28 protein-coding genes are annotated in these 22,690 nt (G+C 46.0%); all 28 read right to left on the bottom strand.

All coding sequences use genetic code 11. The annotated features are described in order from the left end of the window. Positions 1-4: 4 nt before the first annotated feature. The 28 genes from AC50YO_RS10695 to AC50YO_RS10560 all read right to left on the bottom strand — a co-directional run bounded on the left by AC50YO_RS10695 (position 5) and on the right by AC50YO_RS10560 (position 22,560). Positions 5-280 (bottom strand): HU family DNA-binding protein, encoded by a 276-nt coding sequence (locus tag AC50YO_RS10695; protein ID WP_494846813.1) that lies wholly within the window; start codon positions 278-280, stop codon positions 5-7. A gap of 169 nt (positions 281-449) precedes the next feature. Then, the gene (locus AC50YO_RS10690) at positions 450-1,439 is read right to left on the bottom strand and encodes an ABC transporter permease (protein WP_494846812.1); all 990 of its coding nucleotides are present in this window, start codon (positions 1,437-1,439) and stop codon (positions 450-452) included. Continuing rightward, positions 1,436-2,950, bottom strand: a complete 1,515-nt coding sequence (locus AC50YO_RS10685; RefSeq protein ID WP_494846811.1) for a sugar ABC transporter ATP-binding protein — start codon at positions 2,948-2,950, stop codon at positions 1,436-1,438. Before AC50YO_RS10685 ends, AC50YO_RS10690 begins: the two co-directional genes overlap by 4 nt. 34 nt (positions 2,951-2,984) lie before the next feature. Beyond that, positions 2,985-4,085, bottom strand: coding sequence for a sugar ABC transporter substrate-binding protein (locus AC50YO_RS10680; RefSeq protein ID WP_494846810.1), 1,101 nt, complete (start codon positions 4,083-4,085; stop codon positions 2,985-2,987). Positions 4,086-4,319: 234 nt separating this feature from the next. Next, the gene (gene spoIVA / locus AC50YO_RS10675; protein WP_494846809.1) at positions 4,320-5,798 is read right to left on the bottom strand and encodes a stage IV sporulation protein A; all 1,479 of its coding nucleotides are present in this window, start codon (positions 5,796-5,798) and stop codon (positions 4,320-4,322) included. A 289-nt stretch (positions 5,799-6,087) separates the two neighbouring features. Beyond that, a complete protein-coding gene (locus AC50YO_RS10670; protein ID WP_494846808.1) occupies positions 6,088-6,843 on the bottom strand; it encodes a YphF family lipoprotein in 756 nt (251 codons plus the stop codon). A gap of 52 nt (positions 6,844-6,895) precedes the next feature. Further along, positions 6,896-7,246, bottom strand: a complete 351-nt coding sequence (locus AC50YO_RS10665; RefSeq protein WP_494846807.1) for a 2Fe-2S iron-sulfur cluster-binding protein — start codon at positions 7,244-7,246, stop codon at positions 6,896-6,898. Then, on the bottom strand, positions 7,243-7,845 hold the full coding sequence (locus AC50YO_RS10660) for a nucleotidyltransferase family protein (protein WP_494846806.1): 603 nt from the start codon (positions 7,843-7,845) through the stop codon (positions 7,243-7,245). Before AC50YO_RS10660 ends, AC50YO_RS10665 begins: the two co-directional genes overlap by 4 nt. A 13-nt stretch (positions 7,846-7,858) precedes the next feature. Next, entirely contained in the window at positions 7,859-8,155 is a 297-nt protein-coding gene (locus AC50YO_RS10655; RefSeq protein ID WP_494846805.1) for a 2Fe-2S iron-sulfur cluster-binding protein, read from the bottom strand. Between the two features lie 58 nt (positions 8,156-8,213). Beyond that, positions 8,214-8,393: a DUF2768 family protein gene (locus tag AC50YO_RS10650; RefSeq protein WP_494846804.1), complete on the bottom strand. Its 180-nt coding sequence runs from the start codon at positions 8,391-8,393 to the stop codon at positions 8,214-8,216. A gap of 141 nt (positions 8,394-8,534) precedes the next feature. Then, positions 8,535-8,810 carry a stage VI sporulation protein F gene (locus AC50YO_RS10645; protein ID WP_494846803.1) on the bottom strand — a complete coding sequence of 92 codons (276 nt, stop codon included), beginning with the start codon at positions 8,808-8,810 and terminating at the stop codon, positions 8,535-8,537. A 102-nt stretch (positions 8,811-8,912) separates the two neighbouring features. After that, positions 8,913-9,947, bottom strand: coding sequence for an NAD(P)H-dependent glycerol-3-phosphate dehydrogenase (locus AC50YO_RS10640; protein WP_494846977.1), 1,035 nt, complete (start codon positions 9,945-9,947; stop codon positions 8,913-8,915). Between the two features lie 7 nt (positions 9,948-9,954). Beyond that, the gene (plsY, locus tag AC50YO_RS10635; RefSeq protein WP_494846802.1) at positions 9,955-10,563 is read right to left on the bottom strand and encodes a glycerol-3-phosphate 1-O-acyltransferase PlsY; all 609 of its coding nucleotides are present in this window, start codon (positions 10,561-10,563) and stop codon (positions 9,955-9,957) included. Positions 10,564-10,575: 12 nt separating this feature from the next. Then, complete coding sequence (der, locus tag AC50YO_RS10630; RefSeq protein WP_494846801.1) at positions 10,576-11,898, bottom strand: ribosome biogenesis GTPase Der; 1,323 nt, start codon at positions 11,896-11,898, stop codon at positions 10,576-10,578. 77 nt (positions 11,899-11,975) lie between these two features. Next, positions 11,976-12,155 carry a capping complex subunit for YIEGIA gene (locus tag AC50YO_RS10625; RefSeq protein WP_494846800.1) on the bottom strand — a complete coding sequence of 60 codons (180 nt, stop codon included), beginning with the start codon at positions 12,153-12,155 and terminating at the stop codon, positions 11,976-11,978. Further along, positions 12,148-13,062 carry a YIEGIA family protein gene (locus AC50YO_RS10620; RefSeq protein WP_494846799.1) on the bottom strand — a complete coding sequence of 305 codons (915 nt, stop codon included), beginning with the start codon at positions 13,060-13,062 and terminating at the stop codon, positions 12,148-12,150. The genes AC50YO_RS10625 and AC50YO_RS10620 overlap by 8 nt, the downstream gene beginning before the upstream one ends. Then, positions 13,059-13,700, bottom strand: coding sequence for a YphA family membrane protein (locus AC50YO_RS10615; RefSeq protein WP_494846798.1), 642 nt, complete (start codon positions 13,698-13,700; stop codon positions 13,059-13,061). The genes AC50YO_RS10620 and AC50YO_RS10615 overlap by 4 nt, the downstream gene beginning before the upstream one ends. 118 nt (positions 13,701-13,818) lie before the next feature. After that, entirely contained in the window at positions 13,819-15,072 is a 1,254-nt protein-coding gene (gene rpsA, locus AC50YO_RS10610) for a 30S ribosomal protein S1 (RefSeq protein WP_494846797.1), read from the bottom strand. Between the two features lie 79 nt (positions 15,073-15,151). Then, on the bottom strand, positions 15,152-15,736 hold the full coding sequence (locus tag AC50YO_RS10605) for a lysophospholipid acyltransferase family protein (protein WP_494846796.1): 585 nt from the start codon (positions 15,734-15,736) through the stop codon (positions 15,152-15,154). 3 nt (positions 15,737-15,739) lie between these two features. Next, the gene (gene cmk, locus AC50YO_RS10600) at positions 15,740-16,444 is read right to left on the bottom strand and encodes a (d)CMP kinase (RefSeq protein WP_494846976.1); all 705 of its coding nucleotides are present in this window, start codon (positions 16,442-16,444) and stop codon (positions 15,740-15,742) included. A 183-nt stretch (positions 16,445-16,627) separates the two neighbouring features. Further along, positions 16,628-16,837, bottom strand: coding sequence for a hypothetical protein (locus AC50YO_RS10595; RefSeq protein ID WP_494846795.1), 210 nt, complete (start codon positions 16,835-16,837; stop codon positions 16,628-16,630). A gap of 67 nt (positions 16,838-16,904) precedes the next feature. Next, a complete protein-coding gene (locus AC50YO_RS10590; protein WP_494846794.1) occupies positions 16,905-17,558 on the bottom strand; it encodes a flagellar brake protein in 654 nt (217 codons plus the stop codon). Positions 17,559-17,622: 64 nt separating this feature from the next. Continuing rightward, positions 17,623-18,978 (bottom strand): germination protein YpeB, encoded by a 1,356-nt coding sequence (ypeB, locus tag AC50YO_RS10585; RefSeq protein ID WP_494846793.1) that lies wholly within the window; start codon positions 18,976-18,978, stop codon positions 17,623-17,625. A 71-nt stretch (positions 18,979-19,049) separates the two neighbouring features. Beyond that, complete coding sequence (locus tag AC50YO_RS10580) at positions 19,050-19,205, bottom strand: hypothetical protein (protein WP_494846792.1); 156 nt, start codon at positions 19,203-19,205, stop codon at positions 19,050-19,052. Between the two features lie 87 nt (positions 19,206-19,292). Further along, positions 19,293-19,991 (bottom strand): glutamic-type intramembrane protease PrsW, encoded by a 699-nt coding sequence (gene prsW / locus AC50YO_RS10575; protein ID WP_494846791.1) that lies wholly within the window; start codon positions 19,989-19,991, stop codon positions 19,293-19,295. 47 nt (positions 19,992-20,038) lie between these two features. Then, positions 20,039-21,280, bottom strand: coding sequence for a Glu/Leu/Phe/Val family dehydrogenase (locus tag AC50YO_RS10570; RefSeq protein ID WP_494846790.1), 1,242 nt, complete (start codon positions 21,278-21,280; stop codon positions 20,039-20,041). 139 nt (positions 21,281-21,419) lie between these two features. Then, the gene (locus AC50YO_RS10565; RefSeq protein WP_494846789.1) at positions 21,420-22,034 is read right to left on the bottom strand and encodes a genetic competence negative regulator; all 615 of its coding nucleotides are present in this window, start codon (positions 22,032-22,034) and stop codon (positions 21,420-21,422) included. A 202-nt stretch (positions 22,035-22,236) separates the two neighbouring features. Further along, positions 22,237-22,560, bottom strand: a complete 324-nt coding sequence (locus tag AC50YO_RS10560; RefSeq protein ID WP_494846788.1) for a hypothetical protein — start codon at positions 22,558-22,560, stop codon at positions 22,237-22,239. Positions 22,561-22,690 lie beyond the last annotated feature (130 nt).

Genomic DNA, 22,690 nt, shown 5'->3' with positions numbered 1-22,690 from the left:
ATTCTTAATTGGAGACTAGATCCTTAAGTGATTTACCCGGTTTAAAGGCAGGCATTTTGCTTGCAGCGATATCAATTTCCTCGCCAGTTTGCGGGTTGCGGCCTTTGCGAGCTTGACGCTCACGCACTTCGAAATTACCGAAGCCTACCAGTTGTACTTTATCTCCGCTTTGCAATGCATCCGCAATCGCATCAAATACAGCATCTACCGCTTTAGTCGCGTCTTTCTTCGAAAGATCGGACAATTCGGCTACTTTAGCAATCAAATCCGTTTTATTCATGGTTTCACCTCCCCTAATAGGCAAATGAAGAGTCATCTTATCCCTCTTATTCACTGAAAACTTCAAAAATATACCTACTTCTTGAACAAACCTATAGTAATACAGCCGTTTGGCAATTTCAAGTGCTTGCAAGGCTTTCATCGCTTTCAATTTATTACAATACATTTTCCTAGCGGTTTCGTCGTCTCGACAAATGAATGAAAGTCACCGCTAAAGCGAGTACCAGCACCGTGCCCTTAACGATATCATTCGCATAATATTGCACCTTCATCATCGTCATGCCGTTGAGCAGCACACCAATCAGAATGGCACCCATAAAGGTCCCGAATACATTAGGCTTGCCAGCCCCAAATACAGAATAACCAACAAACACGGCAGCGACGGCTTCCATCATCATGGGTGCTCCTGCATCAATCTGCCCTGTTCCAACTCTGGCAGCATATAAGATACCGCCGATTGCGGCAAACACACCAGAAGCAATATAGGCAGCCGTACGGATGCGGCGAACGCGAATGCCTGACAGCCGCGCTGCCTCTTCATTGCCCCCCGTCGTCTGCATTTGGCGGCCCCATCTTGTGTATTTAAAAAATAAATGTACAGCAGCTACCGCGATAACCATCAGGATAACAGGCACTGGTATGCCCAGCAGCTTGCCTTGCCCGAGCCACAGGAAGGAAGCGTTGAAGGTACCCGGCGCCGTGGAGCCGTCTGGCATTGGCATATTATTATAAATAGAGTAGCCCTTCGTGTAGGTTTTGTGAATCCCGGCGACGATGTACATGACCGCTAGCGTCGCAAGCAAATCCGGGATTCGAATGCGAACAATAAGCAGAGAATTCAAGAGACCTACCGCAGCGCCGATTAATAGAGCTGCGATAATAACAACGATAAGCGGCTGCTGATACCATACCATCAGTGCAGCTGTCACCACGGTCGTAAGGGAAACCGTAGAACCTACTGACAAGTCGAAACCATCTACAGTCAGAGAAAAGGTCACGCCGATTGCAACGAACGTTACGATCGAGATCGAACGCAGAATGTCAGATAAGTTGGCATAAGTGAAAAAATGCTCGTCCCATAATGAAAAGAACACTATTACAAAAGCAATAACAATTAGTGAGCCGTATTTAAAAATAAAATTCAATGATTTCTCTTTCATATCTGTTCTCCCTTTCCGCCGCTGGCATGGAGCAACAGCAGCTCTTGCGAGGCTTCTCCACGAGAAAATTCCTTCACCAATGTCCCATCGCACATCACTAGTATCCGATCAGCTATGCCGAGCGCTTCAGCGAATTCACAGGTTAAATAGACGATGGCTTTGCCCTGCCCAGCCAAATCTCCAATGATGCGAAAAATGTCGCTTTTCGCCCCAATATCAACACCCTTTGTCGGTTCATCGAATACATAGACCTTGGATTCCGTAGGCAGCCATTTGCCGATAGATACTTTCTGCTGATTCCCTCCGCTTAGATGGCCTGTCTTCTCTTCAGGCGAAGAGGTTTTGATGCCTAGTCTGCCAATTAGCGCTTCGGCATTATTCGACTCTTTTCTCCCCGATAGGAAACCAAAATGAGATAGCCACTTCAGACTTGGAAGGCTTAGATTTCGCTTTACCGATTCTTCGACAAGAATCCCTTGTTTTCGCCTTTCCTCCGGAATAAGCACAATACCATTCTCGATTGCATCGGCTGGCTCTCGGTTATTAATCACTCTGCCAGCTATCGCTATATTGCCGGCATCACTTGCATCCGCACCGAACAGCAAGCGAGACAGCTCAGTCTTGCCCGCACCGACAAGTCCTACAATAGCCACAATTTCACCGCTTCGCACATTAAAGGTAACATTCCTCACATGATGACCTCTAGATATGCCCGAGACCTGTAAAAGAGCTTCCCCTATCGAGACATCTGCCTTTGGGTACTCTTCTTCGAACACACGTCCAAGCATCGCATGAACGACTTGCTCCATCGACGAATCTGCTGTCTTTTCGGTTAAGACACGCTCTCCATCACGCATGACCGTAATGCGATCGCAGATACGGAATACTTCCTGCAAACGGTGAGAGATAAATACGATACCGATCCCCTCATCCTTCAGCTGCTCAATAACACGGAATAACCGCTCCGCTTCTTCAAGGCTTAGCGGTGCGGTCGGTTCATCGAATATGACATATTTTGCTTGCTCCGTTAACAATCTTGCAATCAGCACCAGCTGTTTTTCTGCTAATGTCAGCTCCCCTGCCTTTTTCCGTACAGGAATGGATGCTCCCAGCCGTGCCAATGTTGCTTCAGCGTCCTGCTCCAGCTTGCTCCAATTAACCCACCAGCGGCTTCCCCTTGCAGAAATCCGGTCCAGCATGACATTCTCCGCTACGCTTAATTGCGAGACAAGTGCCGTATCTACCTCCTGATAAACACAATGGATGCCCAATTGTTTGGCATCCCCTGGTGAATCTATTCGCGCGAGCTTGCCATCAATCAAGATCTCGCCTTGATCCTGTGTGTAGGCGCCCGACAATATTTTCATCAATGTGCTTTTGCCGGCACCGTTAGCGCCGAGCAGCGCATGAACCTCACCGCTTTGCAGAGTAAGATCAACCTCGCGGAGGGCGGGAACTCCGGAAAATGCTTTCCGGATTCCCTTCATTTGCAATTGCTTCACTATGCTCATTAGTTGCACCTCTCCAGCGTTCGTTAGAGTGGAATTAATTCGCGGCTTCCAGCTCTTTCATCCAATCCTCATAGCCTTGCTCACTGCTGCCCCAGCCTTCAATATGCTCGGAGAGCTGCGTAGTGTTCACTTTCTCTTGCGGAAGCGCATCACGATGAACATATACTGGACTTAGAACGACCAATGGTTCATTCTTTTCCCCTTTGAATTCCTTGTAAAGCGTACGAACCTGAATACGTCCAATATCCTTAGGATCTACAGCAGCTGAAGCGATCCATGGGCTTGCCGGATCTTGAATCATTTGAAGATCCTCATCACTTAGGTCGATGCCATATACTTTGATCTCAGTACGGCCAGCTTGTTGAATTGCCCTTGCAGCGCCTTTGGCGAACTCATCCCAAGCAGCCCATACTGCTGTAATGTCGCCTTTGTTCGGGTATTGCTTGAGAATAGCTTCCATCTGTGCTTGTGTATCCATAGCCGGATTATTTGCATTGCCGAATGCAGCAATTTCTTTAATATCCGGATATTTTTCTTGGAAAGCTTTGTAGGCAACCTGACGGCGTTCCATCGGCGCGAAGCCAGCTACCCATACCTTCACGATATTGCCTTTGCCGCCCGCATCTTTAGCTAATTGCTCCAAGGTTACTTCTGCCATCTCCTGATCATTCTGCTGAAGAACAGGCACGCCGTCTACTTTCACATCAGCATCAAATACAACGACAGAAATTCCTTTCTCAATCGCTTTCTTCACACCAGGCTCAAGCGCTGACGCATTTCCATGATCGAGGAGAATCCCATCATAGCCTTGATTAATAGCAGCATCAAGATTAGAAGACATCTTAGCCATATCATTATCAGAAGCAAATACGGTAACTTTGCCGCCGAATTTTTTAATTTGTTCTTGAACGCCTTCTACGTATTGGGAGGAGAATGTTCCTGTATTAAACTGCATCACCAATGCAATTTTTTTATTCTTAAGCGCGTCCAATTCATTATTGCCAGCATTCGTCGCTTCAGGTGATCCTGAGCCCTCATTAACCGGTGTATTGCTCGATTTATTGCCGCATGCAGCAATAACCAATAGTACTGCGACCAGCAATACCGTTAAAGATAATTTTCCCCATTGCTTCATCTGTTTTCTCTCCAATCTTCTCTTAGATCATAATAATTCTATGAGTATCATACCATTTTCGCCTAGTATGTCAATCGGAATTGTTTGTATTGATGCAATTTACGCAGGGGGCATTAAGTCACAAATGTCATTATAGGTATTGCTTCACATTTATGCAAACCATTTATTGGTCATAATAAAAAGCGATTAAACCAGTAATTTCCTTGGTTTAATCGCTCTTCAGAAGGAAACAGCTTATAGAATAATCGCAATGAGGCCGCCCGAGCCTTCATTAATAATTCTGCCAAGCGTTTCTTGAAGCTTGTAACGGGCATTATCAGGCATCATTGCAATTTTCCCTTGAATGCCTTCACGTACTAACGAATGGAGAGAACGACCGAATATATCGGACTCCCAAATTTTGATTGGATCGGATTCAAAGTCTTGCATTAAGTAGCGCACAAGCTCCTCTGTCTGCTTCTCTGAGCCGATAATCGGAGCGAATTCCGACTCGACATCCACTCGAATCATATGAATGGAAGGAGCAGTAGCTTTCAGTCTTACTCCAAAGCGTGAGCCTTGGCGAATCAACTCCGGCTCGTCAAGCGCCATCTCAGCAAGTGTTGGTGCTGCAATGCCATAGCCTGTAGCCTTGACCATCTCCAGCGCCTCTGCAAAACGGTCGTATTCGCGCTTGGCATGCGAGAATTCCTGCATCAACTGCAGCAAATGGTCTTTTCCGCGGATTTCTACCCCGACCACTTCCATCAAGATTCGATCATATAATTCATCCGGTGCATATAGATCGATCTCGGCTACACCCTGCCCCATGTTCATACCGCTGAGGCCAGCTCTTGCGATAAAGTCATAGTCCATGAACTGGGCGACTACTCGATCAACATCCCTTAACCGGCGAATATCTTTTACTGTATCACGCACAGAGTTCTCGTAGTTGTTTCTCAGCCAATGCTGTTCACTCAGCACCATTACCCAGCTAGGCAGATTCACATTTACTTCATGAACTGGGAATTCATAAAGCACTTCGCGCAGGACAGAGATTACTTCTTCCTCGCCCATCGTCGCCACACTAAGTGTAATGACAGGTATATCATATTTGGATTGCAGTTCGCCGCGCAGTTGGAGCGCTTCTTCGCTGCGAGGGCGTGTCGAGTTGATAATCAACACGAACGGCTTGCCAACTTCCTTCAACTCATTGATTACTCGCTCTTCCGCTTCAACATAGGAGCTGCGCGGAATTTCAGCAATCGAACCGTCCGTTGTTACAACAACACCGAGGGTGGAATGCTCTTGGATGACTTTTCTCGTTCCGATCTCTGCCGCTTCCTGGAACGGAATCGGTTCATCGAACCAAGGCGTAGTAATCATACGGGGACCATTCTCATCCTCATAGCCTTTTGCTCCCTCAACCGCGTAGCCGACACAATCAACAAGTCTAATGTTAACCTCAAGACCTTCGCTAACCTTCAATTGAACCGCTTGATTCGGAACGAATTTGGGTTCAGTTGTCATGATCGTTTTACCTGCGGCGCTTTGAGGAAGTTCGTCAACGGCTCTGACACGATCAGCTTCGCTCGTAATATTCGGAAGCACAACCGTCTCCATAAACCGCTTAATAAACGTTGATTTGCCCGTTCGGACCGCCCCAACCACACCGAGGTAAATATCCCCGCCGGTACGTTCGGCAATGTCCTTGAAAATGTCTACTTTCTCCACTGAATATCCCCTCCCAATTGATTTTCCGGTTCGCCGCCTTCCACCGGACAAGAGGGCAGGCCAGCGACGCAACTCGTACAGCTTTTTGGACTAGTAATAGCATATTGTCCTAGCTCACCGATTATGACGATTTCTTCAACGAAATCTTTTCAACCGGGTCACGTTCTTGCCCTTCCAAGATTGAGTTATATGAGACGCGAAGACATTCTATACCAAAAAAATCCCCATCACCGATCGAATAACGATCAGCAATGGGGATAAATGCGGCTATACAATCGCTTGCTGCAGCCTATAGGGCAGCTGCTTGCGGCTGGTTGTCAATCCAGTGATAGACAGGTGACTTTATAGGCACGAATAAATGATCCTCCACAAGCAGCTCTCTCAGGTCATAGGCGGGCTCCCAACGGCTTGAGTCCTGCTTCTGAATGAGCTGCATAAGATCCAGACCATAATCTATATATACTTTTCCTTGCTCGTCCATTATAGCGGCAAGCGTCTGCCCGGAGAACTCGCTATTAATAGTCGGAGCTTTCTTATTCAATAAGCTGTAATTAATATAGTGAAAACCAGGATACGCTTCTTCGCCTGCAGGCAGCTTGCCAGCCTCTTTATCCTTATAAGCATTCACCCAGCTTTGCATATCATTGATTAACTGTGAATTGACCAAATTCATTAGCCTAACCGTTGGCTTGGTCTCTTCGTTAATGATTAGAAAATAATAGTTGCCGCCTTTTTCGAATGCCGCCGTTGGAATGTCACTCAAATAACCCTTGTTTTTGAGCATCTCGAAATCAATAACAAACTTCTCATATCGAGGCGTTTCGGAAGAGCTGTTCTTAATAGGCAGCATGCCCGTCTCTTCCTGAAATTGCTCTACTGCAGCTTGAACATTACGTACAGCCTCTTTGGGCGGAATCTGATTCTGCTTCATTTGATCCTTCGGATACATACATCCGCTTGCTATCAATAATATAGCTAGAGATACAATAAGACACGCCTTCCGTCCAAGCTCCCTGCGTTTCCTGCTAAGACTGCTAGTCAACATGTAATCCTTTCCTCCCAACAATTCGCTCAACTACTCCAAAGCATCTTGCAAGCTACCACAGCTCGTCATCCTGCTCCGCCTGCTGCCTTGCTAATTGCCTCTGCACGGCCGAACGCAGCGGGTCAAGCGGAATGTCAGCTTCCGTCTTCCCTCTCACCTTAGCTTGACAGGACAGGCGTATACCCTGCTCATCAAGCCCTGACAACTTCCGGCGTTCCTGGTCACCGATAGGCAGCAGGTCGCTCCCTGGTCTAATCGATACCTTACACATGAAACAGGCTGCTTTACCGCCGCATCGCGTCCTTATCGGTACACCTGCACGGCGAGCTGCATCTAGAAGGGTCGTTCCGGGCTTCACCTTGATCGTCTTGCCTGCTGGCCAGAACGTAACCTCTACACTCATACAAGTACACCTGCGTGCTGCTCTGCGATCCAATGGCGCACCTTGCGTTTCGCTTCAAGGGTGAACATATTTCGGCTCTCCAGCTCTGCCATGGCACGCTCATGCTGACCTGGATCATTGCCATAAGCCTCGATAATTAACTGGCTGCGATCTCGCCGATCCCGCAGCACATTGAACCAGAGCTCATGCGCAAGCGGAACGACAGGCACGATGGTCTCGTTATTAATTACAACCGATTCTGCATGAGGCAGCAGGCATGATTTAACCTCTGTCTCATAGCGGCAGCCATGTGCACGAACGACAAAGCCTCCTACTAACTCAACAGCTATGCCTTCAATGACAAAATGGCATAATATCGAACGATAAATACCACTCTCGCTCAGCATAGGCTTATCTACTGCATATTGCTGCAGCATGCCGTAAAGACGATCGATATCGGCTTCATCGCTGTATATATCCAAATCTCTAGGCTCGCTGGATAACGACAAGCCCCTTAGCATCAAGCCGGCGCTTCCACCGACTACCCAGGCATTATTGCTTTCCTTTGTTGCCTGCGAGATAGAAGTCAGGGCGCGCTCGATCCGTTCTCTTACGTTCATTGCTGCACTTCCTTTAGAAATAAGGTTTATTTATTGCTTTAATATTCGCATCATTGCTTTTAATAATGGTCTGGCAAGCAAGCCGGTAGCCCTCCTCGAACTCCTCAGGGTCCATCCGATCCCATTCCGCATCGGTTATTCCTTCCAGCCCTTCAGCCCCTTCAACGATAAGACAGCGGCATCTAGCGCAGGTTCCCCGCGTGCAAGAGGAAGCCCAATCAATATTATGCTTAAGCGCCAACCGCAGCAACGACTGCCCAGCCTCCGCTTCCACAACTGCTGATTTTGTCCTGCCCTTTAGTTCGATCATCGGATGTGATTTCCTTTCAATTCTCTTTTCACTGCATGTATGTACTCGGTAATAACTACTAGATAATGGAGATTAGTCCGCAAATGAAGCCTATTACGAGGAAAGCAAATGCAATCAAGGATAAAATAAATTTAATAACGCCTTTCGTTTTCAATCGGGCAAGTGTAATAATAACGGCAGCAATCGCCATAAGCCCAATGCCAATTAAAGATACCCACATCTTCGTCATTGCATCCATGAATTCGATTCTCCTAATCTATAATAAACATAATTAATGCAACCTCATTATACCATTAGCTACAAAAAAGGACAAAAGTCGATAAGGCGCCTTTTGCCAAAATAATAATATTTCAGCAGCGCCTTACGCTTTTTGCCCAACTTACTTCTTAATCATCATCTTCATCAATGATTCCATATTGCTCATATTCATCCCGCTAGCTTTGACCGCCTTGACAATGTCATTAACGGTCGATTCCTTCACGGGCACTTTGGCCATTTCCGAAACTTGCTTAATCAGCTTACGCAGTTCTGCTTCGCTTTGCATCGTCGATTCTGTTACAGTGCTAGCCAGCTTCTTTACTGAGCTCTCGGTAATGTTTTTGCCTGTTTTTTTGTTAATAGCACCAAGCACATCTTTGGACAGGTCTTTCCCCATACTGCTCTCCTCCTGATATGTCTGCATTAAGCAAACATGCGTCGTAAGCATATGCTTGCAACATCATATGAGGGGGAGATTCGATTGGTGTAGGCGCTAGTCTTAATCGAGCTGTTCGATTTCATGTGTTTTGATGCGTCCCATCAAGTTTTCTACCGCTGCTTTTGGTGAACGATTGGCGAATAATACCTGATACAGCTCATACGTAATAGGCATTTCCACATTCACCTGCTTAGCCAGCTCATAGGCAGCCCTGGTCGTACGAACGCCCTCAACAACCATGCCCATCTTCTCTAGTACTTGATCCAGTGAAGTTCCGTCAGCCAGCATCGAGCCTGCGCGCCAGTTACGGCTATGCTTGCTCGTACAAGTAACTACAAGATCTCCGACTCCAGCAAGGCCGGCAAAGGTAAGCGGATTCGCCCCCATGGCTGTGCCTAACCGGCTAATCTCAGCCAGCCCGCGTGTAAGCAGGGCTGCCTTGGCATTGTCTCCAAAGCCTAGTCCGTCAGATAAGCCAGCACCTAGAGCAATAATGTTCTTGATAGCTCCAGCAACTTCAACGCCTACTACGTCCGGATTCGTATAGACTCGGAAATAAGTATTCATGAAAGCATCCTGTGCCAGCTCTGCAGCCTCTATATTCGCTGAAGCGACTACAACCGTTGTAGGCTGATTGCGAATAACTTCCTCTGCATGGCTAGGCCCGGAGAGAACAACGATATCGCCAGGCAAACGACCAAGCTCCTCAGAAAGAACTTCTGTCATCCGCTTCAGCGTATCGGCTTCGAATCCTTTGGTCGCATGTATACATACGGTATCCTTGTTGATATAAGGAGCTGCCTGCCTTGCCACCTCACGCATGGCAGAAGAAGGGGCAACGAATAACACAAGCTCCACATCTTCAAGCGCTTCTTTCAGCTCCGTGGTAGACCTCAAAGAATCTGGCAGCTTAATGCCAGGCAAATATTTCGGATTTTCGCGATCCAGGTTAATTCGTTCTGCTTGCTCCGCATTACGCGTCCACAGGCGCACATCATAACCGTTATTCGCTAATACAGCTGCAAGTGCAGTCCCCCAGCTGCCGGCTACTAATACTGCAGCTCGCCGTTTCTGTTCGGTCTTTACTTGTGCCATACGCTCATCACGTCCCTTTCTTTGCTCCAAGCTTGTTCTCCGTTCCCTGCATAAGTCTTACCACATTCGCCCGATGACGAATGAATGCAAATAGACATAAAATAATACTAATTGTTATTAAAGGATGAGAATAATCAATAAGTGCAATAAAAATTGGCGTTAAGGCTGCGAACAATAATGAACCTAACGAAACATAACGAGTAATAGCAATGGCCGCAATGGCAACAATACCAGCCAGCAATGCAGGGATAAATGCCAAGGTAACAATAACACCTACCGTCGTTGCTATCCCTTTGCCGCCTTTGAAACGGAACCAAATCGGCCAGTTATGACCGATTATCGCTGCCAGACCGCATATCGCTGCCGTCCATTCATTCCATTCCTCTATTCCCAGCCAACGTCCAAGCAAGACAGCTGCAATACCTTTGGCAATATCTAAGAAGAATACAAGTAAACCTGGACCTTTGCCAAGCACACGAATTGTATTCGTAGCTCCGGCATTGCCGCTGCCATGCTGCCTAATATCAATACCCTTTACCCATTTGGCGATAACAATACTGAATGAAACTGACCCTAATAAATAACTCGCAACAACTGCAATCACAGCGTACAACAAGCTTCTTCTCCCCTAATCTTCTTCGGACTTCCGCCTTGTAAACAGACGTACAGGCGTTCCTTCGAAATCGAATGCGGCGCGTATTTTATTTTCCAAATAGCGCTCATATGAGAAATGCATCATCTCCGGATTATTCACGAATATGACAATGGAAGGCGGCTTCGTAGCTACTTGCGTTACATAATTGATACGCAGACGTTTCCCTTTATCCGTTGGCGGCGGGTTGAATGCAACGGCATCTGCAACGACATCATTAAGCAGATGAGTTTGAATACGCATCGCATGCTGCTCAGATACATGGTTAACGACTGGGAGCAGCTTATGTAAGCGTGACTTCGTCAATGCTGACAAAAACACGATAGGCGCATAAGTCATGAATAAGAAATGATCACGAACGTTTTGCGTAAATTCTTTCATCGTCTTATCATCTTTTTCAACAACATCCCACTTATTCACAACAAAAATGGAAGCTTTTCCGGCTTCATGAGCATAACCAGCAATATGCTTGTCTTGCTCAATAATGCCTTCCTCTCCATTGATTAGCACCAGAACAACATCGGCGCGCTCAATAGCTTTCATCGCTCTCATCACACTGTACTTCTCAGTGGATTCGTATACTTTGCCACGTTTGCGCATGCCTGCCGTATCGATCAGCACATAACGCTGGCCGTCACGCTCGAACGGCGTATCGATCGCATCGCGAGTCGTTCCCGCTACATTGCTCACGATAACACGCTCTTCTCCAAGCAACGCGTTGACCAAAGAGGATTTGCCGACATTCGGCCTGCCAATCAAAGCGACACGAATAACGTCCTCATCATAGCCATCTTCCTCAAGCTCAGGCAGCTTCTCAACTGCTGCATCAAGCAAATCACCAATTCCGATACCATGCGAGCCGGAAATAGCAATAGGCTGGCCAAAGCCAAGACCGTAGAATTCATATACCTCATCCATACGGTTCATATTATCCACTTTATTGACTGCTAGCACGACAGGCTTACGGGATCTAAAGAGCATTTGCGCTACTTCATCATCTGCATGAGTCAAGCCGGATTTAGCGTCAACCATAAAAATAATGACATCCGCTTCTTCGATAGCAAGCTCAGCCTGCATACGAACGGATTTCATGATCTCATCTTCACCATCAATTTCTATACCACCAGTATCGATGATACTAAATGCTGTTCCATTCCATTCTCCGGTGCCATACAACCGGTCCCGGGTAACGCCCGGCTTATCTTCAACAATTGCTAGCCGGTCGCCGATCACCCGATTAAATATAGTGGATTTTCCCACGTTCGGACGCCCGACAATGGCGATAACGGGTCTTGCCATAGGTTCATGTTCACTCCTTCAGAAATACTCACGTTTACCATCATAGCAAAAAACAGCGATCTTGGCTAACTTTTCATCTAATGATGATTTACTAGAATGATTGTGCCGTTTTTCAAGTCATGTGCGTTTGCATCCATTATTTTCTCTAAAAGAAACGAAATTTGTTGAAGCTCCGCTTCATCATGCACGATAAAGATCGGTGCCCCGCCATCGACATTCTCTCGATTAAGGGATACGACCGCGACAATTTTAGCCATTATCTGCAGCCTCCTTATTGACCGAAGCCTCTGTGGGCATTCGTACCGCTTCCTCCAGAATCGGCACTCGTTCAATAACCTTCAGTGCCTTCTCCACATCCTGCTCTTGCGGCAATAGAAAAACAGCCAATCGCCCATCTTTAATATCAAGCTTCGTCATCGGAATCAGGGAGGGTTCCCCGTCATCGCGATAAACGCCCATAATTGTCGAAAGATCATAGAGGATCGCTTGTCTTTGTCCCAAATTACAAAGCGTCACTTTCCCATTCGAATTGTAGGGCTGGAGAATAAACCCCATTCCTCTTTCTCGAATGATTGACTGGGTGTCTACCAAACCAACGTTCATAATATAAATATCGCCTACATACAAATCCGGCCCTTCCATTCTAATAGCTGCTGCCTCAGCCTTAATAATATGGGAAAGAGACTTGCCTGAGCGAAGATGCTTAACGAGCATCAGCGCCAGTATTCCAGCGATCACACCTGCTACAATATGAATGGCAATCGCAAAAAGACTGGTCAGAAGCGCTGTCATAATTACGAGATAATTACGTCCCTCGAATACCATTGCAATTCCTTCAATATAAGTCGCTCCTCGACCGACAAGCTCCATACTGTCAATTTTGGTTAACGTTTCCCGCTCCATTTTCCTTACATCACGGAACTGCTGAGCAGCCAGCGAGAGAAAAGTGATAGCGGTATAGTCCTTATTGAATAAAGCAGGAACGGCGACTGCTCCTAAGGCTGCGGCAATGACGCCTAGCGAAATATGGATAATCTGGCCATGTGGATATGTCGGATATTGCCGATAATCCGTCCTAAGCATAAGCAGACGAGAAGTAATCCCGAATACAATACCTAAGAGCACACCTAGCAAATACTTATGTTCGACAAGATATGCGCTCATTCGGGCGTACCTCCTTCCTTGCTCTTCCAGACTCTAGGCATTAATCGTGCCGCAGCCGTACTGCTTACAGTAATGGTCATGCTGATCAGTCTCGCTGCCATAAAAGCAATCCAAAATCCATCCCACCAAGCGACAGAGCCTAGGCTCATAGATGGAGAACCCTCCATAAGCAGAGCAGACATCAATTCTGCTGCCATCACTGAAAGAAGAAGCATAGCGAATTGCTGTTTAGCTTTCATCGAGAAAGCGACCGCAAGCAATCCCCCTAGAAGGGGAGCATCCCACTTCGGGCTAATCCAATAGAATACGGGATCTACACTGTACATTTTTTGAAGGCTGCCCCAGATTATTCCTGTAAGCAGAATGGTAACAAGCAAATATGCCTTGTTATCCGCACTTAATGTCCCTCTTATCGCTGCTAGTGCAAAGAGCATAACAAGCGGAAAGCTTGCATAAACCTCAATCTGCACATGAAAGAACGAAAAACTCGTATGCAAGGCTTGCAAAGCGATACAGCATAGGCTAACGAGCAGCACTTTATTTACATGTCCCGTTATCCCAACAACTTCCTTCCAGCCCGTTGTCACTAAGATTAGTACAATCGTAAGCAGCCATAAAGAAATAATCCCATCATTCAAAGCATAATCACCTCTTGTTGACCTATTATGCTCCAAATTAAAGAGGCTATTCCTGACGTAACCACATCAGGAATAGCCTCTTAGGCAATCTTATATGACCGGTCTGAACCGGACTGTATTATTTCAGTTTGCTCAGCTTGTCGCCGAAGCGCTCAGCCAGAGAGTAGCTCATGCTTTGGCTGTTAAGGCTAACATTCGGGTTGTTGCCAAGATCTTCTGGTCTAACCGCACGCTCACGTTGCGGCTTACCTGAACGAGGAGCTTGTTGCTTCTCTTGCTCAGTTTGCTCAGGTGCTTCTTCTGTTTCTTTAATGCTCAGGCTTACGCGTTTCTCAGCAGGGTTGAAATCAAGCACTTTCGCTTGAACCTCTTGCCCTTCTTTCAATACATCGTAAGGTGTAGCAATGTGGCGGTGTGCGATTTGGGAAATGTGCACAAGGCCTTCAACGCCTGGAGCAATTTCAACAAATGCGCCGAATGTAACGATACGGCGTACAGTACCTGTTACGATGTCGCCAGTAGTGAATTGGCCAGCAGCAGATTCCCATGGTCCTGGTTGAGCAGCTTTCAAGCTAAGGCTGATTTTGCCAGCAGCTGGATCTACTTTAAGTACTTTAACCGTAACCGCTTGACCTTCTGATACTACATCTTTTGGATGAGCAACATGCTGCCAAGACAGCTCGCTCACGTGAACCAAGCCATCAATTCCACCGATATCAATGAAAGCACCGAATGGCGTCAAGCGTTGAACTGTACCTTCCAGTTGTTGGCCAGGCTCCAATCCAGCGATTACTTGTTGTTTGCTTTGCTCGAACTCAGCATCCAGTACTTCCTTCTGGGAAAGGATAACTTTGTTGTTCTCGCGATCGATTTCTTTTACTTTAACGCGAAGCGTACGACCTTTGTAGTCACTGAAATCTTCTACAAAATGACGTTCAACCATCGAAGCTGGAATGAAGCCGCGAACGCCAACGTCAGCCACAAGTCCGCCTTTTACAACGTCTGCAACTGCAACTTCGAATACTTCGCCGCTCTCAAAACGGTTTTGAAGAACATCCCAAGCGCGTTCGCCGTCGATAATACGCTTCGACAGAACCAGCTTTTCTTTCTCATCATCGATGCTAACTACTTTCAACTCAACCTCTTGACCGATTTGAACAGCATCGGTTGCATTGTCAAGCTGAACTGCAGAAAGCTCACGAATCGGAATGACACCGTCATATTTATATCCAAGGCTAACATAAGCTTGGTTATCTTCGATTTTGACGATCGTGCCTTTAACAGTATCACCTTTTTTCAAAGACACAAAATTATCCATAGCCTCTTGACTCTCCTGTGCTACGGAGTCCTGAACATTAATTTCTTCTGACATTGAAATAACCTCCTCAATTCATACCCCAACTTTATTTAAATCCGCTTTCGTTATGCACGGTAAGCAGCATTTAAAACGATCATTTTTTGTTCTGCTGTAACATCTCGCGAATGCGAGCCATAATAGCATCCGTCACTTGCTCGAGCATATCCGGCGAGGAATCTTGTATAAGTGCAGAAATATCAACCGGCTTGCCGTATAGGACGATCATTTTTCTAAAAAGCTTGTATTCACCGATTACGGCGACCGGTACAATGACAGCACCGCTTCTAACCGCAATCATTGCTGCGCCTTTCTTGGCCGCTGATCCCTCTGAGCTGTTTCTCGTGCCCTCAGGAAAAATCCCCATTATCTTGTCTTCTTTAAGAAGATTGATAGCTGAACGGATCGCATCCTTGCTGACGCCGCCGCGTTTAACGGGAAAAGCGCCAAGACCTCGAATTAACGGGCCGAACAGGGGAATCTTGAACAATTCTTCTTTTGCCATATAATGGACTTTTCGTTCTAGCTTAATGCCGACAGTCGGCGGATCAAGAAGGCTGATGTGATTTGAAGCTAATACGACTGGCCCATCAGAAGGTACGTTCTCTTTACCTCTAGCTTCCAATCGGAATAGCACCGTGTAGATGACACGAAGTAAAAATCTGCAAAACCGATATAACATAGTTTACTTCGCCTCCGCCAATTTGGTTCGGCTTAATTTGACAATTGTCGCAACCACTTCGTTGATCGACATTGTTGTACTGTCCAAAATGACAGCATCCTTGGCACAAACAAGCGGCGATATTTCACGTTGTTCATCCAACCGATCACGCTGTGCAATCTCTTCTTCGAGCTGCTCTAAAGTGATCATCTGTGAATCTGAGATTTCTTTGAAGCGACGAAGCGCCCGCTCTTGTACAGTAGCGGTAAGAAAAACTTTCAATTCAGCATTCGGAAGCACATGCGAGCCAATATCTCGCCCATCCATAACAACGCCCTTCTGCTGCGCAAGATGACGTTGCATTGATCCTAACAGGTTTCTGACCGTTTCATTGGCAGCCACTTGTGACACGCTAAGCGTCACTTCCCTGGAACGAATGAGATGGGTTACATCCTCTCCGTCCAGGAACACCAATTGCCCCCCGCTGCCGGGCAAAAGTTTGATGTCCAATTTTTTTGCAAGATCGGCAAGTTCATTATTGTCTTCCGGATTGATGCCAGCCCTTTGCGCACTTAATGTTACTGCCCGATACATGGCGCCGGTATCAATATAAACATAACCAAGCTGTTCAGCAACCTTGCGTGCAACGGTGCTTTTCCCCGCTCCCGCAGGCCCATCAATTGCAATATTAATTCGGTCGCTGTCACCGTCTTGCAGTATCACGAACAGTCACCCCCCTTAGATAGAGATGGCTGGCCGATACTCAAGATGCGACGCAAACCTCTCAAGAAAAAAGCAGGCTTTGCCTGCGATCGTGAAAATTATACCACACTATGGACATAGATGCAAAAACGCCCGCCTGCATTTCCCTGCTATGTCCTCTTCTTGAGCCGTCAACAAATGCTCTTCACTTCAATCAATTGCTGTCCCTTCCCACCGATCAACGCCCGTTACCCAACCTCTTATATGGTCATTTTGCAAGGCACATTGCGATAGAAAAATAACAATTAACAGCATAATAGCGATGATCATTAATCGCCTGCTGACAAGATCCGACAGCTCTCTTAGACGACTCTTTGAAAAAGCTTCTACATCCATGCTCTTCTTGCTTGGCATCCTCATAGTAGGCCCTCACTTTTCTAAAATTTCCCTTAGTGAGCATAGCATGCCTATGGGCAGCAAGAACTATTCATCGATTGCGGAATTCCAACTGCTTCTCGAAACAATATCTTATTATTTTTTGTCTCTCATTATCGCTAATGCTCGCAAATTTAATCATGACATGTTTGCGGCCCGTATCGAGCTCGATAACTCGAACGACTTCGGCTGTAAAGGAGGCATGTTCAATTGAACCATTTTTATAAGGAATTAATAACCAGCAGGCAAGCTCCATATCTTGCTGGACCGACCATTTCCCATCACAAAGAAATGAAATTCCTCCGCCGCCAACATCATCTGTCAGCGTTACGAATCGAACATTTCCTGACATATTGACTGCAATCTCCAGTTCAGCAGCCACACGCAAAAAATGACGCCTTTGGACCTTCGTAATCCGGTCTGGATCAGGCTTGCGAATTTTGACCAGCTTAACGGCCTCTTCTCTGAATCCAATAACATGGGAATCAAAAAAAGTTTTGACGCCATCCTCAGCTAAAAAGTAAACCGACAGCTCGTCCCCAAAGAACAAACGTTTCAATCGTCCCGTCTGATTATTGATTGGACATTCTATCAGTAAACCATCTTCCAATTCATCTGCAATTCTTGCCTTATACTCAATAGCCGCCTCTGCTGCGTCAGAAGATGCAATTTCGAAATACAACATTTGGTTTACTTTAGGTAACAATTGGCTCCCCCTCCTACGATGGTGTCATTATAACACGCCCGATAAGGAGGAGCCATATCGTTATTTAATCCGAGCTTGCTGCCTCATCCAAGGTTGTCATTTCCTCAATCGACTCTTCCAGACCTGTATCTGCATTAATATAGATTCTGTAGATGCCGCCATTAATATGGCCGGTAAATTCATAGCACAATACTTCTTCCCCGATTTCACTCATAATCAGCGCCATTTGATCTTCTGATACTTTCATGGCTGGATTCAAAGCTTTTCGCGCTTCTGCACTTGTTATTTTTGCTTTCGGCAAATTGCGTTTGTGATGCTCATACACGAATTCTTTAGCTTGCAAGCCCACGGTCTCTCCATTATCAAGAGCCACTTTGACTGTAAGCTTTTCAGGGTAAATAAGAACATCATTTTGCGTACTAACATAAGTGAAGGTGCCTGTGTTGTTGAACAAATCATAGCTTACTGCCTTCATCCCCTTGAAATCATGCTCCTCCAGAAATTCATCTGCTGATTCTTGAGCTTCCTCCAGACCAACCTTTTTCTCACCAATATCACGGGCATCCATAAACCAAATCAATTGGCCGCCTTTTTGGGTGAAATCCATTTGCAGCTTATGACCCGTCTTAGGCTCAGTTGCCGTCGCAGAATAAGAGGCATATTCGGTTCCTTTGCCATTCTCCACTACCTTAATATCGCTGGCATCTTTCCCTAGAAACTCCGTAACCTTATTTTTAATCTCATCTGCAGTTACGAGCTTTCCGCCAAGCATCTTGATTGTCCGTTTCTGATACATGCTCGCTACAGAAGGTCCCCAGTTAATCTCGGGATATTGGCCTACTTTCTTGTCTACCGTGCGGAAACCATCCACAATCTTATTATCATTGTTGGACTTTTCTGAAGCCAGTGCCATCTCAACATCCATCCATCTTAAATTGTCCGCTAACACTTGATTTTGCATTTTCTGCAAATCTTTCGAGATTTCCTCGGACTTCGCGTGCAACGTTTTTAAAGTCTTAAATTCATCATCCGACAACGGCTGCTTCGTTAAATCACGGACCGATGTCTTATAAGCAAAGTTCGCAATTCGAGATAAGAAATCCTCCGCATCACTAAACGGCATCAATGACAACGGTAATTGATTAATCTCATTTTGCGCTTCACTAGTTAGCCGCCATACGTTGACTAGGCCTTTCCGATGAAAGCCTTGGGAGGTAGAGTTAACAGCCAGCGTATTGCCGAGCTGCTGATGAAGCTTTTCCACATGGAAGGTCAAATCGTGAAATGCTCTCTGATATTGGTTTTCTGCCTTAATCAGAATTGAATTTTTCTCCTGATGCTCTTGATACCCCCAATAGACTGCGCCTATAAGAAAAAGAGTCATGACGGGGAACAGCACCGCGCTAAGACGTTTATACATAACAAAAAGCTCCCTTCTTGTGCAAAACCTAGCATTAGTTTGGTTTGCCCTCGGGAGCTTTATGCATTTTTTTAAATACAATGTTCTTCTATATCCAATTCATGGACATTGTTGCATATGCATTGCTTGAAGCCCGTATCTATGGCTCCTTTGTCTCTGCGTCCGCGCAGCACAAACTTCTCTCCGCAAACCTTGCACCTGATTGTAACCTTAACTCTTGGTTCCATCTATACCTCCTGCGCGTTTGAGGGTGAAGCGTATCGCAAAGCTGCTATACGCCTCCAATCATTCCTCATTAAGTATAGACGGAAGTACTATAGTTTAACCTCATCCTCCCTCGTAAGGAAACGAAAGGGAGAACGAGCATTGGCGCGTTGTATTTTGTACAAGCCCCATACCCAAAGCACGAACATAAACGGAATAATTCCATACATCCAGCTCGTCTGCATCGTAATCATGATCCAATCATAAAGCCCATGCAGAAGAATCGGCAACGATAATGAAATGGTCAAATAGATATTGCGCCTGCGCTTATCTTTGGCAAATTTTGCTTTGCCTACCCAATAGCCCATCATTATTCCGAACAAAGCATGGCCGGAAACCGGAAGCAATGCCCTCATCAGCAAAGTGCCAAATGTAGCAGGCGAGAAAATCGCATACATCACATTTTCTAGCGTGGCAAATCCGAGTGAAATCGCAGAAGCATACACTATGCCATCATAAGGCTCATCAAATTCCGTATGATTATAGATCATATGGTATAGAACGAACCATTTTGCGAACTCTTCCACACCTGCAGACTCCACGAAAGAAAATAACAAAGGATTATCCCACCATAATAGCTGCAGCCCTCTTTGTATAACAATAATGGGTACTACGATTAGAACACCAAGCAAAAACATACGGATAACCATATGAATAGGCTCTGTATCATAACGGTCCTTCAAATATAAATAGGTGAGCAGCGAAACACCAGGTGCTACCGCTGCTGTCAATACGGAAAACAAGAGCATTTCGTCGTTCACCCCCCAGCTCTTAATCTTTATGTTGAACTAATCGGCTATACCCACCCTCGGTAACGAACAGCCTCTGCCATTTTACGTACCCCTGCCATATAAGCAGCGAGCCTCATATCGACTTTTTTGGTTAGATGAATATCATAGACCTGTTTAAAGCCTCGTACCATCATTTGCCGAAGCTTGGTGTCCACCTCTTCTTCATCCCAATAATAGCCCTGATTATTTTGAACCCATTCAAAATAAGAAACGATTACACCGCCGGAGCTTGCTAGCACATCCGGTACGAGCAGTAAGCCCCGCTCTGTCAATATCTTCGTAGCCGCTAGTGTTGTCGGGCCATTCGCTGCCTCAACCACGATTGCCGCTCTTATTTTCTCTGCGTTAAGCTCTGTAATCTGATTCTCGATTGCGGCAGGAACCAGCACATCGCATTCCAGCTCCAGAAGCTCTTCATTGGATATCGTGTGCGGAAATAAGTTCGTCACATTCCCGAATGAATCACGCCGATCAAGCAAATAAGGTATATCTAGTCCTTCCTCATTATACAACGCTCCGTTCACATCCGAAATACCTATTACTCTTGCACCAGCTTGATACATAAATTGGGCGAGATAACTGCCTGCGTTCCCGAAGCCTTGAATGACAATTCTTGCATTGGCCAGTTCAATTCCCTTAAGTGCCAATACTTCTTCAATAATAATAACGACACCGCGAGCCGTCGCCGTCTCCCGTCCTTGGGAGCCGCCTAACACAATGGGCTTGCCCGTAATAAAACCAGGGGAATCAAATTCACGAATGCGGCTGTATTCATCCAGCATCCAAGCCATGATTTGTGAATTCGTCATCACATCGGGCGCAGGTATATCTTTCGTTGGCCCCACAATTTGGCTAATGGCACGTACATAGCCCCGGCTAAGCCGCTCAAGCTCTCCAAATGACATGTTTCGCGGATCACAAATAACGCCCCCCTTACCGCCTCCGTAAGGAAGGTCTGCAATGCCGCATTTCAAGCTCATCCAGATTGATAGAGCTTTGACTTCATCCTCCGTTACCCCGGGATGGAAGCGGACCCCACCTTTGGTAGGGCCGACGGCGTCATTATGCTGAGCGCGATAGCCTGTAAAGATATGAGTAGAGCCGTCATCCATCTTGACAGGGATTCGAACCGAGAGCACCCGCATAGGCTCTTTCAGCAAGTCAATCATTTCATCCTTATAATTAAGCTTGCGAAGCGCTTGTTCAATTACAACTTGTGTAGATTGTAATACGTCATTGAATTTCATCTGCATCCTACCTCCGTCTTTGTCTACATGTAATATGAACGTGTAGACCAAACGATATTCCAGAGGCCGAATAGATACACACAAGAAGAGCATCACACAGACGCCTATTGGCCTGTAAGATGCTCTTCTTGTCTGTTCCTTAATTGTAGAAATGAGTGCAAATTTGCCGTACGGCTTCAGATGGCATAATAACCTTCCCATATTCCTCTAACATAGCATAAGTAACCGATGTCGCCTCGCCATACTCAGCCAATAATGCAATAACGGCATTATGTCGTGACGAATCAATTAGAGCAGGCTCAAGAGCCAGAATCCACTTATTGTTATAAGAGTACAGACGTCCATCCTCTGTCAAGCCTGACGCTTGCAGTTGCTTGCAAACGCTAATAACATCCTCGAAATCACGCAGTGCATACATAACAATGTCGCTTTGCTCCAGCGTAACTTCCATATCGTATATCTCGTCTTCCGTGTCTTCATCGTCGGTTGCCCGTTCGTCGGATTGGCTGTGCATCTTGCCACGAGTAACATTCACTACCATTCCTTGAGCAGGGAGGGCAAAAACTTCGACCGCTAATGGTCCGCTGGCATCGAATCCAAGTTCACTGTAAGCTTGATCCATCATTTCACTGAATAGTTCGTGTACCTTTGGAATTTCGCGCCACATGTCGTCCTTCTGGATCCCCCGTTCCAGCAGGTCGTCGAACGTCAGAAAAATCCTGATCTTGTCCTGACTCACTCGTTCGATTTTCATGACAGGATCCTCCTCTGCAGCATCTGTTATAACATCGTATGAAATTTAATGATGAGTTGTGATCAATTTGATCAAATATGCTATGTAACTACTTTATCATGTCTGTCCTCGGAATGCACCTAAAATGACCAAAAAAAGAATCGTTTGAGAACGCGTAATTTTCCCACGCGCTTCAAGCGATTCCATTGGTTTTGTTCTACGCTTAATGCGTATGTGTCGAGGATTCAGCCATGATTTTGCTTGCTTGTGCCTTCAGCTCGGAATCCTGGTTAATCAAAGATTCAATCTGTGACCAATTGGCAGGCGAGTGGTTGGAGCTCGCTTTGGGCTTGCTTTGGGAAGATTGTGAGGAATAAGCTTTGAGCTTTTGATTCATAATCATGGATAGCGATTTTTTGCCAACAGCAGTGCATGCCTCGGACAATGCGCTTGCCGCCCATGCTGTTGCACCCGGCCGCTTGCGGGCAACATATAAGGTTGCCGCTGCCCCCAATAGCCCTCCAAATAATATGCTGCTGAGCTTCATAGGATGAGCCTCCTTTATATAGGGATAAGCTTTCACTAATTATATTTCCCGTGAAGGGTGGGATCATCCTGTTCAAATTAAGGAAAGGTAAGATAAGCTGGCAAAATGCGAATATGCTACAATGTAATAG

The organism is Paenibacillus sp. J22P59 (assembly GCF_059383895.1).
The sequence above is the reverse complement of the archived record's forward strand: the minus strand, read 5'-3'. Positions and strand labels throughout refer to the sequence as shown.